Source organism: Vibrio sp. TMPB1044, assembly GCF_030442075.1.
Lineage (GTDB): Bacteria > Pseudomonadota > Gammaproteobacteria > Enterobacterales > Vibrionaceae > Vibrio > Vibrio satsumensis.
The window spans coordinates 36,561-48,752 of the sequence record NZ_JAUJED010000003.1; the positions used below are offsets into that span (position 1 = coordinate 36,561).

At 45.2% G+C, this 12,192-nt stretch carries 11 protein-coding genes; 5 read left to right on the top strand and 6 right to left on the bottom strand.

From position 1 onward, the window contains the following. The first annotated feature begins 73 nt into the window (after nt 1–73). The 3 genes from QQ041_RS00555 to QQ041_RS00565 all read left to right on the top strand — a co-directional run bounded on the left by QQ041_RS00555 (nt 74) and on the right by QQ041_RS00565 (nt 1,936). Nucleotides 74–958, top strand: coding sequence for a LysR substrate-binding domain-containing protein (locus QQ041_RS00555; RefSeq protein ID WP_285952860.1), 885 nt, complete (start codon nt 74–76; stop codon nt 956–958). Between the two features lie 76 nt (nt 959–1,034). After that, complete coding sequence (locus QQ041_RS00560; RefSeq protein WP_146491779.1) at nt 1,035–1,415, top strand: VOC family protein; 381 nt, start codon at nt 1,035–1,037, stop codon at nt 1,413–1,415. Between the two features lie 119 nt (nt 1,416–1,534). Then, complete coding sequence (locus QQ041_RS00565; RefSeq protein ID WP_285952861.1) at nt 1,535–1,936, top strand: globin; 402 nt, start codon at nt 1,535–1,537, stop codon at nt 1,934–1,936. A gap of 164 nt (nt 1,937–2,100) precedes the next feature. Here the strand turns inward: QQ041_RS00565 and QQ041_RS00570 are convergent, their stop codons facing one another. From QQ041_RS00570 to QQ041_RS00585, 4 genes are all read right to left on the bottom strand, one after another. Beyond that, nucleotides 2,101–3,132: a LacI family DNA-binding transcriptional regulator gene (locus QQ041_RS00570; RefSeq protein WP_285952862.1), complete on the bottom strand. Its 1,032-nt coding sequence runs from the start codon at nt 3,130–3,132 to the stop codon at nt 2,101–2,103. Between the two features lie 319 nt (nt 3,133–3,451). Continuing rightward, a complete protein-coding gene (locus tag QQ041_RS00575) occupies nt 3,452–4,528 on the bottom strand; it encodes a porin (RefSeq protein ID WP_285952863.1) in 1,077 nt (358 codons plus the stop codon). A 248-nt stretch (nt 4,529–4,776) separates the two neighbouring features. Next, nucleotides 4,777–5,793 (bottom strand): nuclear transport factor 2 family protein, encoded by a 1,017-nt coding sequence (locus QQ041_RS00580; RefSeq protein ID WP_017629761.1) that lies wholly within the window; start codon nt 5,791–5,793, stop codon nt 4,777–4,779. A 143-nt stretch (nt 5,794–5,936) separates the two neighbouring features. Next, entirely contained in the window at nt 5,937–7,232 is a 1,296-nt protein-coding gene (locus QQ041_RS00585) for an MFS transporter (protein WP_017629762.1), read from the bottom strand. Between the two features lie 348 nt (nt 7,233–7,580). On the opposite strand from QQ041_RS00585, the gene QQ041_RS00590 reads away from it, so the two are divergent. Continuing rightward, a complete protein-coding gene (locus tag QQ041_RS00590) occupies nt 7,581–9,122 on the top strand; it encodes a sodium/solute symporter (RefSeq protein WP_285952864.1) in 1,542 nt (513 codons plus the stop codon). A 127-nt stretch (nt 9,123–9,249) separates the two neighbouring features. On the opposite strand, the gene QQ041_RS00595 is transcribed toward QQ041_RS00590, so the two are convergent. Beyond that, nucleotides 9,250–9,735, bottom strand: coding sequence for an Lrp/AsnC family transcriptional regulator (locus QQ041_RS00595; RefSeq protein ID WP_146491786.1), 486 nt, complete (start codon nt 9,733–9,735; stop codon nt 9,250–9,252). Nucleotides 9,736–9,857: 122 nt separating this feature from the next. Here QQ041_RS00595 and QQ041_RS00600 point away from each other — a divergent pair, with 122 nt between their 5' ends. Then, entirely contained in the window at nt 9,858–10,457 is a 600-nt protein-coding gene (locus tag QQ041_RS00600) for a LysE family translocator (RefSeq protein ID WP_285952865.1), read from the top strand. 136 nt (nt 10,458–10,593) lie between these two features. On the opposite strand, the gene ahpF is transcribed toward QQ041_RS00600, so the two are convergent. Then, nucleotides 10,594–12,186, bottom strand: a complete 1,593-nt coding sequence (gene ahpF / locus QQ041_RS00605) for an alkyl hydroperoxide reductase subunit F (RefSeq protein WP_285952866.1) — start codon at nt 12,184–12,186, stop codon at nt 10,594–10,596. Between the last annotated feature and the right edge of the window lie 6 nt (nt 12,187–12,192).

The window sequence follows — 12,192 nt, forward strand, 5'->3', positions numbered from 1 at the left end:
GATTTAATTTATATGATGGTTACATACCTAGACAAACCAGTTATGACGACTTATGAATTAGTGAGGTTAATCCATGGGGCTGTTCGAAAATCGCCAACAAACGCTGTCACTGCTGCACACTTTTAGTGTTGCGGCTAAACATTTAAGCTTTACGCTTGCCGCCGATGAGCTCTTCTTAACTCAGGGAGGGGTCAGCCATCGCATTAAAAAACTCGAGCAACAACTGAAGTTTAATCTGTTTGTGCGCAAGACAAGAAAGCTCGAACTGACGCCAGAAGGGCAGCGCGTGTTATCCATGTTAAACGTCTCGTTTGAGTCTATTTTTTCTGAGCTTATGGATATTCAAACGGGTGAGCTCAGCGGGGAGTTATATATCGCGACATCGCCTTATTTCGCTTCCTCGTGGTTAATGCCACGCTTGCCGGAATTCAGACGTTTGTATCCGAATCTAAGCATCAAACTGCAAACCAAACAGAGCCAGTCAGACTTCCAGTTTGAACCTTATGACGTGGCAATTTTCTATAGCGAAGGTCATTACCCAAACCATTACAGTGAGCGGTTATTCAGTGGAGTAAGAACTCCAGTGTGCAGCCCTGAATACGCGAAACGCTTCAACTTAGACCAAGGCATGCAACACTTAGATGATGTGCGTTTCATCCACAGTGGTGATATCACTGCGTGGCAACGTTGGTTACATGAAGCTCAAAGTGATACCAACTGCGCACTTCAGTGTGACTATTACAGCGATAACCGCTTGGCGATGGATGCGGCGATATTATCGATGGGGCTGGCACTAGGGCGGTTAGAGTTCATGACACCGCAGATTGAACAAGGCTTGCTAGTCGCGCCTTTTATGAGCATTGAATCGGGCAAAGGATATGATTTAGTGTGTCCGAAAGGGATGGAACAACGAACTAAGTTTCAGGTGTTTACTCAATGGGTTAAGCAGCAGTTGTGACCGAATAGCGTGCCTAGACAAACGCAAATTATAGGTCTAGTTTAGGGTGTTCTTTCAATAAAAGAAGAGGTTAGTTATGTTCAGCCATGTTTTTCTCGGTACCGAAGATATTGAACGCGCGAAGGCTTTTTATGACCCAATCATGAAAGTGCTTGGTTATAGCGAAGGCTCGGTTGACCCTAAAGGGCGCTGTGTTTACGTTAGCCAAACGGGTGTGTTGGGCTTAACGAAGCCGATTGATGGGCAGCCAGCAACGCACGGTAATGGCATGACGGTGGGTTTTCTTGCGTCTTCTCCTGAAGTTGTAGATGAGTGGCATCGGATTGGCGTCGAAAATGGCGGTACCAGCATTGAAAATGGCCCCGGAGTGAGAGGTTCTGACGAGCGTCGCTTGTACATGGCTTATTTGCGAGATCCTGATGGGAACAAGATCTGTGCAACTCACTTTATGCCATAGTTTACGTTATGCCATAGTGGCGTATACTTAGATCATGTTGATGGTTCGGAGTTGGCGAAGTCGCGGCTCTGAACTTGTTAGCGTCCTGAAGACTCAAAATTTTGCAAAGGATCAGCTAGATGACATCGAACGAACTGTTTTATGAAAGCTTTGAGCGCTGCCGGATAGACCAAGAATTTCTTGAAACGTTTTTGGCGGATTTTTGTGAGCATAATCCAAGGTTTTCAGAACGTTTTGAAAAGATAGGGTTAGTGCAACAAACTAAGATGCTTAAAGCCTCGATCATCCTTATCTACAACTCTGCTGGTCTGCCGAGCGTACGAAACTCGGTGAGAAAGCTTGGAAAGCGGCATAAAGATTTAGGGATGGATATCTCTGAGCAAGAGCTCAACGAGTGGTTCAACTCGTTACTCAATACGGTTAAAAAATACGATCCTCACTATGATGAAAGCGTCGAACTAGCTTGGACAGAAACTCTCGAAGCAGGCTTAACTATCATGAAGAAAGAGTGTGTAGTCTGAATCAAAATGTGTACAAAGTAAGCCTCGCATAACAAGAGGCTTACTCATTTTATCTATTCAATTAAAAGGTAAAGACTGCTTGGATACTTAGTACCGACTCAGGAGTATACCAATCAGTACTTCCTCCGAACTCATACCAATCAAATCCAGGTTGAAGAAAAACACTATTTCATTTTCAACGTGGTGTTTCGTTCAATAAATTTCACTGGCACCATCAGCTTAACTAAGCTCGTGTCTTGCTCTTGAATCTGGCTAACGATAATTTTCACTGACTCACGCGCAAGGCGTTTGAAATCTTGCTTGAAGGTAGTGAGTTGGTAGTTCAACCACTGAGTTTGCGGAATATCATCAAAACCAATCACTTGAAGATCTTCTGGAATACGCAGGTTGAACTCTAAGCGCGCCACATCCATTACCGCCATCGCTAGGTTATCTGTCGCGCAGAAAATCGCTTGAGGATGTGTGGGTTCTGAGAATAGGGTTCGAATGGTATCGAGTGCATCAAGGTAGTCGTAGTCAGCTTCAATAACACGAGCTTGCTTGCCAGTGAGATCTTCGAATTCTGAACAAAAGCCCGATTCACGCTCGCCGTTGGTGTAGGTTGGTACGTTACCTGTCAGGTAAACTGCTGTTTTCGTTCCCACGCTATGAAAGTGTTGAGCGGCAACTTGGCCTGCGGCGTAGTTGTCACTCACTACATGGCTACTCTTAGTCCCTTCAACCACTCGTGCATATTGAACGATCGGGATATCGAACTCTTCACACTCTTCATAAAGCGACTTATTAAAGGTCGCAGAAGCGGCAATCACGCCATCAACTCGGTATTGGAAGATATTAGGAATAGAGTGGTTATCGTTTCCATCAACTTGCCAAGGAATCAATACCGCAGAGTAACCCTGTTTTTGTAGCTCAGTGGAGATAAGCTGTAGGGTTTTCATGTGGATAGGGTAGTCAGCGTCAGGAAAAACTAGGCCAATCAATTTGGATTCATTTGTCGTCAGACTGCGGGCAAAGGCATTGGGACGATAATTCAACGATTTTGCTGCATCGAACACTTTCTGCTTGGTCTTTTCAGACACCGAACTGCCCGGTACAAATACGCGAGATACCGTTGATTGAGAAACGCCAGCGAGCTTAGCGACATCTTTTGAAGTAACGGTTGGCTTTGACGCCGTGGAGTGTTTTGGAGAGTTCATAGACCATACTTTTGAACCTAATTAACTGCGCACAGGATACCATAATTAGGTACGTACTCATAAAGCAATAACAAGGAATGATATGAAAAATAAGGAATAATGACTATTTTGAATTTGATGTTGGGTATAACCCATTCTCTGTGTTGGAAAAAAGTATGATTACAGAGATAGTGACTAAAAAGCTCTGCGTGAGAGCAGAGCTTTAGATTACGAGTTTACCCACAAATTGAGTGACATATTACTAAGCCATAAGCCATAAGCCATAAGCCACTAGCCATAAGCCACTAGCCACTAGCCACTAGCCATTAGCCATTAGCCATTAGAAGTAGTAACGAATACCAGCCGCGAATTGATCATCGCTATTCTCGTAATGGTTACCAACAGACTTGTCGTTGCCATTATCAAACTGGTATTCCGTCCACACTAAGAACTTGTTCTTCTTAAAGTGGTACTCAAGGCCAGGGATAATTAGCTGACGCTCGTAGCCATTTGCGTTGTCGTCTGTGTCCGTTAAGTAGTTAACGTTAAAGGTTGGACGTAGACCATTTTCAAAGTGGTAGTAGGTGAAGAATTCAGCACCACGGTGGTCGTAGAATTCAGCTTGGCTGGTGGTTTCCCAGTTTGAACCTTGGCTGTAGGTGAAACCAACGAATAGACCATCATTGGTATAGTTAACGCCTAATAGACCAATGCGTTGTGTATCGCCATCTTTGATGTTTTGAACGCCCGCATCGACATCATCAAACTCATTCTGGTGGTAAGCTAAACCAATGGTTAGGCCATCCATAATAGTGTACAGCGTTGATGCGCCCATACCGTTTTTCAGGGTTGCTGTTAAGCCGTCTGCTAGGCCAACATCTTCGCGAGTGGTTTGGTAAATGAAGCCGTATTTCCAGTTGTCATTGATGTTGTTGCGGTAAGTAATTGAGTTTTCAGCACGGCCTGTACCAGAAGCAATACCCCAGTCAGATAGGTTGTAGTAACCAGAACCACGTGAACCAAATACCCGGCCCATATCGGTAAACCAAGCCACGTCGTAGAAGGTAGACCATTGTTTTGTGCCGGCAGCAATCTTACCGTATTTCTCGTGCTCAACGCCTGCGTATAGAAGTCGGTCGTAAATGTTATCGCCGTTAGCGCCTGAGTTATAACCCCATTCGGCATGGCCAAAGCCAGTCCAGTCGTTGTCTAGTCCCATTTGACCCTTAAGGCCGAAACGCGAACTACCGCTGTTCCATTCGCCGTTGTGATCGCCACCTTTATCTTGGTAACGAACGTCGAAACGACCATCTAGTGTTAGGCTATCGCCCGCGTCATTGGTAAAAGTGTGTGCAGCAAAAGCAGAACCCGAGGTAAGTGCTGTCAGGATCACTGCTGAAAGAATCGACTTATTCATTGTTATTCTCTTTATTCAGGCCGCAGAAAGCCACCGTGCTTTCGAGCCCGTTATATTGGTAATGGTTTGGCAGGGTGTACCCCATCCATGAGGTACTAGTGGATTCAATTATTAGTGGAGCAATAATGAATTGGTTGGAGCACTTACTAGGAGCGAGAAGGATCTCCCAGTAAGCGTAGCAACCCAAGTCAGATGCCTATTTAGGTTGCCACTGTTTCGTTTCAATCTTTTGGATTAAAGCGTTTGGATTAAAGCGTTGGGTTCATGATGGTTGAAGTACGTTCGAACACGTCTAGACCTTGCTGTTGTAGCCAGTAAGGAAGGTCGATAAGAACCCAGTTTTCAGACAGCTTGTCACCATCACGGTAGTACACGTCAACCACTTGCATGTTTGCACGGACTTCACCGCCAGTCATACCTAGGAAGCCACCTGTTGGTGTGTTTGATAGGTTTGGCCAACCGAAGAAGCAAGAGAAGTTACCTTCAGCGAAGCGACAAACGTGGCCGTTGAACTTCTTGTCTTTCAGGTTGTTACGGAAAGGCAGTTGGTGCTGCTGTTGGTAGCGAGGAATTGTGTAAGACGCGCCGATACCACATGGACCGTACCAAATCATGTCTTTTGACCAACTCTTCGCTAGTACTTCTGGTGGGCAACCCATCGCGCCGCTGTCGTTAAGAGCAGAAAGGTCATCAACCATTTTGTTTACTAGCGCTAGTGTTGCAACGCCTTCTTCTGGATCTGCATCTTCAAACAACAGACCATCGTGGTTACGTGGACCAGGGTAAACGAAGTGCTTACCAGTTGAAGGTGGAAGTGGGTAGCAACCCGCTTGGTCCATCATGCCTAGTAGATCTAGGAACAGGCCAGTCTTTGTGATTTTGCCATCAACAACACAGTTAAATTCTGCGTAGCGAACGTTCATGATTTTGCCGGTAGGGCGCATGCCTAGGTATTCAGCATCGAACAGACCCATGAAGTGACCCATGCTCATTACCCAAATCTCATCTGGGTTAACTTCGTTGTTACCGCCGATGAAGATGTCTTGACGACGCTGCATGCGAGTCATTGATTTCATCATAGGAGCCCAGAATACGTCAGCCGCAGCTTGTGCGCCTTCTTGCTCACGGAATGGGTAAACACCGCGCCACAAGTAATCTTCAGAAGTGTGTGCTTTTAAAACTTCAGCAACGTTCTCGTGAGTTGCGTTTTCCATTGCATCAAAGTATTCGCGAACAATGCGTTTAGCTTCTTGATATTTAGACATAATTCATTCTCTTTTTGTTGTCGAGTCAACATTCGGAACAGGACTCGATTTGGATTTTGTTACCGGCTGACTACTCAGCCGGATTGATGTTTGTTTCGCGTCTTTAGAGGCGTTCAACTTTTTGAGGTTTCAACTAAAGGGGATTAAGCTTTTGCTGTTTCCGCTTTTTTGCTCTTGTCGAAGATGCCGCCTTTCAATGTTTCTGGTAGTGATAGCCACAGTAGACCAGCCACAATCCATACGATTGGTGAGCCCCACATTGCTGTCGCAAGGTCGCTGCGCTCTTGAATGAATACCAACACCATTGGTGCCCACATGCCGATGATACGACCGCCGTGGAACAGTGCAGCACCGAAGCTACGTAGGTGAGCTGGGAACAGTTCTGAGAAGTAACCACCCCATACTGCAGAAGCTGACAGACCGAAGTTGTAGATAAGACCTAGAATAGCCAGCATGTTTAGGCTGCCGATCATCACGTCGCTTGGTGCGACAAAGAATACTGAAGCCATAACACCCGCAAGGATGAAGCCAAACGCATTCACTTTACGGCCGTATTTATCGGCGATTGCACCCCATACCCAAGCACCGAATAGAGAACCGAATGCCGAGATAGAGAAGATGATGCCGATGGTCGCACCGTCAAATTGACGAACATCTTTTAGGTACGTTGTCACAAAGCCAGAGAAGAATTGGTAGCCGTAGAAGTTAAGGCCGGCCAGTAATAGACAAGTGATCGTTAGCTTGCGGTATGGTGCGCTTAGCATTTCACCCCAAGAACCTTTCTTCGCTGGTGCATTAGATGCTTCAGCCGCGGCTTGATCTTCTTCACCGTAGGCGATCACTTTCTTGTCGCTAGGCAGGATGAAGATCATCAGTGCAGCAGCAACTAGAGGAGGAATACCACCCACCCACATTAGGCTCTGCCAAGGTGCGTCGATGCTAGAAATGAACGCTGCGTACGCACCCATTGCCATTAGCGCAACAGAGAACATTGAAGAAGCGAATGCCGTCAACTTACCGCGAACCGTTGGTGTGAATAGGCCGATCATCAGGCTTACTGCTACGGTGAAGTAACCACCCAAAGAAATACCGATGATGAAACGCATCGCTGCCCACATCGCGTAGTCGGTAAACATCATGTTGATGATGGTTGCGCCACCGTTTAGTGCAGTGATGACAATAAGAGTCGATTTCTTACCAAAGTTTGATGCCACCCATGCACAGCTTAGGGCACCAATAAGTGCGCCAACCGACTGCCATGTATAGAACTGAGCGGTATCCGCCAAGTTAATACCATCATACGCATCAACGATGTATGGGCGTACGTAGTCAATAATTACAAAGTTATAACAATAGAAAAAGTAGCCCACTAGAATTGCAAGATAAGCAGCTACCCTTTGAATCATAGGAACTTCGCTCATGTGTTTTTTAGTAGTCATGACCGATAAACCTTTATTTTATATAGGGTGGTTTTAGTTTTAATTATTGTGCAGTGGTTATTGATATTCACCACACCGCCGTCGTTTCGGGAGAGATAATAGAGTTTTTGTGGTTATTAGATCCGTGATCAAAGTCAACTTTAAAATGAGTGCGTACCCATTTTATGTATTTTAGTGATCTGGATCCTGTTAGATCGTGTATTTGGGCTTTTCTGGGCGTTTTGAGCGTTTATTCGTCTATATTAGTGACAATACTCACACTTACTGTGGGTTTTTGAGGGAAAATATCCAATTTTGAGTAATATTGGCGACGAATGATTAGAAGAATACAATAAACGGAATCTCAAAATGGTTACGTACTCAAGTTTTGTGGTTATTGCTATTTATGTGTTAACTACTTTATTTATCAGCTACTTAGTAAATAAACGCTATAGCGTTGGTGGCGACTTTTCGACTGGTGGAAAACAATTTGGTTGGTTTACGGCGGGTGTGTCGATTCTTGCAACCTACATCAGTGCGATGACGTTCGTGGGTATGCCGGGCTGGGTTTATAGCTCAGGCATGGAAGCAATGAGCGTTCATCTGAATTACCCAATAGTGATCTTTTTCGCTGTGGTTTTCTTTGTTCCGGTGTTTTACAAACTTGGCCTGACCTCGATTTATGAATACTTAGAGCACCGCTTCGGCGTTGTTGCTCGCACGATCAACTCCGTCGTGTTTATTGTGGTTCAGTGTATTTCGGCAGGGGTGATTTTGTATGCGGTGGCATTGATCTTGGTGCAAGTGCTGCCGGTGAGTATCTCTGAGGCGATCATCTACATCAGCTTATTTACTGCGTTGTATACCTATGCAGGCGGTATCTCGACAGTAATCTGGACTGACATGCTTCAGTCAGCAGTGTTGATTATCGGCAGCATTGCGATCTTTGTTTTATTGTTGATGAAAATCGATGCGGGCGAGGTGTTGTCTCCTGAACATTTGAATATCATCAATCTCGATTTTGACTTGGGCGTTGATACCACATTGTGGGCTGGTGTCGTGGCTGTGAGCTTCTTGCACCTGAGTGTGTATGGTACTAACCAGCTGATTATTCAAAGAACGTTGGCGACTAAGTGCGTTAAAACAGCGCAAAAATCGATGCTGCTTTGTGGTTACGGCGCTTTCTTCATCTATCTGTTTTTTGCTGTGATGGGCGTTTTGTTGAGTGTCTTTTATCAAGACACCAGTTTTGAGAATAGTAATGAAGTGATTCTCGATTTCGTGTTTAACCACACTAACCCAATCATTGTTGGGCTTGTAATCTCAGCACTGTCGGCTGCGGCGATGTCGACACTGGATTCTACTTATAACTCAATGGCAACTGTGGCGACATTCGATTTCTATAAGCGCTTTTTCCGTAAATCAGTCTCCGATGCGCATTTAGAATCGGTGGCAAGAAAAATGAGTCTCGTTGCTGCCGCTTCGGTTGTTGTGCCTGCTTTACTGGCGGTTTCTAACGAATCTGTACTCAAAACCATTGCCAGCCTGACTTCAATTTTTGTTGGTATTCGTCTTGGCTCTTTCATCCTTGGTTTGTTCTTCAAGAAAGCGAATGAGAAGGGCGTGATTGCCGGCAGTATCGGTAGTGTGGTTGTGGTGTTCATTGCCAAATACAGTGGTATTTCTTGGCCTTGGTTTGCACTGATTGGCACCGTCGTTTTTCTCGTTCTTGGTGTTATCGTGAGCCGATTCTTTGGTGAAGTCACTCAACAACAGAATGAATTTATCGCTAAGCAAAAACATTTGTTCGCTAAGCCAACCGCGAGTCACTACGGCTTATTGGTGTTCGCCGTTGTGACCATTGCTGCTTGTACTGTTATCCCTGATTGGCTTTATACCGCTCTTTCTTAACTCACCCTTGTGAATAGCCAAGTTGGTTAAACCAAACAAGTAATCACGTTAAGTTCAGCGCTTTAGAATTCAGAAATCTATAGCGGCTGGGCTTTTTGTTTGATGTGTTTTAGGGAGAGACAGCTGACTAGTCTGAAAGCGGCAGCTGATAGCTGTTTTTCAACTCTTTCACTGAGATGTTGGATTGAATCGCACTCACGCCTTTCACTCTTCGAATCGAGCTAATACGCTCAAAGTACTCTTCTAAATCTTTTGCCAACACTTGCACCATGTAATCGGCGCCGCCTGCAATGCAGTGACACATTGGAATCCAATCGGTTACCGCGACAAACTCTTCGAACGGTTCTGTGTTTTCTACTTCATGATTACCTAAAGTCACAAGAGTAAAACCAGCCACATGAAAGCCTAATTTCTTACGATTCAGCTTCGCGGCATAACCATCGATATAGCCAGTTTCTTCCATGCGTTTCCAACGACGCCAGCAAGGGGTTTCGCTGAGGTTGACCTTCTCTGCGAGCTTGCTGTTGCTCATGCGTCCGTCTTGTTGGATATGTTCTAAGATGGCGATATCTGTGTCATCTAACACTTCTTTGGTGGATTCTTTCTGTTTCATGGGTTTTTTAGAAAAGTCTTGCTCAAATTTGGATTAATATTAGCCTATATAGCAATTTAATTCCTAGTCGAATCTGTAAACTCTCTCCCTATAAATACTTTACTTATTAGGAGTGAGAGGAAATGAGCTCTCAATTAATGCTGGCGTTCTTGCTATTTTCAACATCAATTGCAATTACCCCTGGGGCAGGCAATATCGCATTACTTGGGATTTCAAGTCGTTATGGATTTGCTGCGACTTTACCTTTTATCTCTGGGAACGCTGTTGGCATCATCATTGTACTGGCGGGTTCCAGTGTCGGTTTGGTGAGCCTATTTACCCTTTATCCAGATCTATACAACATTTTGAAGTACGCGGGCGCGGCTTATTTGCTGTTCATGGCATGGTCGATTGCTAACATGCAAATCGAAGAAAGCACCACCGACAATCGTTCAGGTTTCATGTCTGGTGTGCTGGTGCAGGTGTTAAACCCTAAAGGTTGGATAGCGTCATTAACCGTGTTTTCACAGTTCATCACTCCGAATGCAGATTACTTGATTCAAGTGGTGACCATTATCGCGGGCATGGTTATTACCGGTGTACCATGTATGTTGGTGTGGGCGTATTGCGGTACCATGCTTAAAAAGTTGCTGCAATCACCAAAACAGATGATGTTTGTGAACCGCTGCTTGGGTGGAAGCTTAGCGTTAGTGGTTGCCTTTATGCTTTATCAGCCAGCGTAAAGCGTTTTTACCAAAGAAAAAAACCACTCCTAAATCCATAGGAGTGGTGTCTAAATGTCGACTAAGTCGTTAACAATAAAGAATTAAGTTAACAAATATTTAAGGAACTTGAGTTAAAAGCTTTTCAGTTTAAAGATTAAACGGATTCAGCCTCTTTAACTGGAGCTGAGTTACGGATTAGGTGGTCAAATGCACCTAAACTTGCTTTAGCACCTTCACCCATCGCAATGATGATCTGTTTGTAAGGTACTGTCGTTACATCACCCGCCGCAAATACACCTTTCATTGATGTTGCGCCATGAGCGTTAATCTCGATCTCACCGCGTGGTGATAGTTCTACCTTCGTTCCTTTCAACCATTCGCTGTTTGGCATTAGGCCGATTTGAACAAAGATACCCGCTAGTTCGATCTGTTTTAGTGCTTCAGTGTTGCGGTCTTTGTATTCCAGACCGGTTACGCGATTTCCATCACCCAACACTTTTGTGGTTTGAGCCATCTTGATGATTTCGATGTTTGGTGTTGCGTTCGCTTTGTCGATAAGCACTTGGTCAGCACGCAGTGTGTCTGCAAATTCAAGTACGGTTACATGTTCCACAATACCTGCTAAGTCGATAGCCGCTTCAATGCCTGAGTTACCGCCACCGATAACCGCTGTTTTCTTACCTTTGAACAGTGGACCGTCACAGTGTGGGCAGTAAGCAACGCCTTTGTTGCGGTACTCTTGTTCACCTGGAACGTTCATTTCACGCCAGCGAGCTCCGGTACTGGTGATGACTGTGCGAGCTCGCAGTGTTGCGCCGCTCTCTAGTTCAACGTGGATGTAACCGTCTTCGGTGTCTTCTGCCGCAATGATGTTCGCAGCGCGCTGCTCCGTCATCACTTCAACACCGTACTCTTTTACGTGCTCTTCAAGGCTTGCCACTAATTTAGGGCCAGTTGTCGCTTTCACTGAGATAAAGTTCTCAATCGCCATGGTATCCATTACTTGGCCACCGAATCGGTCAGCAACTGCACCAGTGCGAATGCCTTTACGTGCTGCGTAAATCGCTGCTGAAGAACCTGCAGGGCCGCCGCCGACAACCAATACATCAAAAGGTGCTTGTTGGTTTAGGTTTGCTGCTTTCTTTTCTGCTGCGCCTGAATCAACCTTGTTCAGGATCTCTGCCAGTGACATACGGCCTTGACCAAATAGCCCACCATTAACGAATACGCTTGGTACTGCCATGATGTCGCGAGACTTCACTTCGTCTTGGAATGCTGCGCCATCAATCATCGTTGTCTTAACCAGAGGGTTAATCGCCGACATCATGTTGAATGCTTGAACCACTTCTGGACAGTTTTGGCATGAGAGTGAGATAAAAATCTCTACATTGAGCTCTTGGTCGAGTTCTTTAATTTGCTCGATTACATCAGCTTCAAGCTTGATAGGGTGACCACCACTATGAAGCAGTGCCAGTACCAGTGACGTGAACTCGTGACCCATTGGTAAACCGGCGAAACCGATCGCAGTGCCTTTATCTTGGTTGACTACCTGCATGATAGGGCTACGCGTGCTTGCGCTATCATCACGAGTCACTTCAATTTTGTCCGTTAAAGACGCGATGTCATTTGCTAGGTCTTGGAGTTTGTTTGCGGTATCGCTGTCATCAAGGCTCAGCACTAACTGAACATTGGTTTTTAAGTTTTCTAGGTATGCTTTTAGCTGCTGCTTCATTGCTTGATCTAACATAATCGT

Coding starts and splice junctions, on each gene's coding strand:
- QQ041_RS00555 (WP_285952860.1), top strand. CDS start 74: ATGGGGCTGTTCGAAAATCGCCAACAAACGCTGTCACTGCTGCACACT.
- QQ041_RS00560 (WP_146491779.1), top strand. CDS start 1,035: ATGTTCAGCCATGTTTTTCTCGGTACCGAAGATATTGAACGCGCGAAG.
- QQ041_RS00565 (WP_285952861.1), top strand. CDS start 1,535: ATGACATCGAACGAACTGTTTTATGAAAGCTTTGAGCGCTGCCGGATA.
- QQ041_RS00570 (WP_285952862.1), bottom strand. CDS start 3,132: ATGAACTCTCCAAAACACTCCACGGCGTCAAAGCCAACCGTTACTTCA.
- QQ041_RS00575 (WP_285952863.1), bottom strand. CDS start 4,528: ATGAATAAGTCGATTCTTTCAGCAGTGATCCTGACAGCACTTACCTCG.
- QQ041_RS00580 (WP_017629761.1), bottom strand. CDS start 5,793: ATGTCTAAATATCAAGAAGCTAAACGCATTGTTCGCGAATACTTTGAT.
- QQ041_RS00585 (WP_017629762.1), bottom strand. CDS start 7,232: ATGACTACTAAAAAACACATGAGCGAAGTTCCTATGATTCAAAGGGTA.
- QQ041_RS00590 (WP_285952864.1), top strand. CDS start 7,581: ATGGTTACGTACTCAAGTTTTGTGGTTATTGCTATTTATGTGTTAACT.
- QQ041_RS00595 (WP_146491786.1), bottom strand. CDS start 9,735: ATGAAACAGAAAGAATCCACCAAAGAAGTGTTAGATGACACAGATATC.
- QQ041_RS00600 (WP_285952865.1), top strand. CDS start 9,858: ATGAGCTCTCAATTAATGCTGGCGTTCTTGCTATTTTCAACATCAATT.
- ahpF (WP_285952866.1), bottom strand. CDS start 12,186: ATGTTAGATCAAGCAATGAAGCAGCAGCTAAAAGCATACCTAGAAAAC.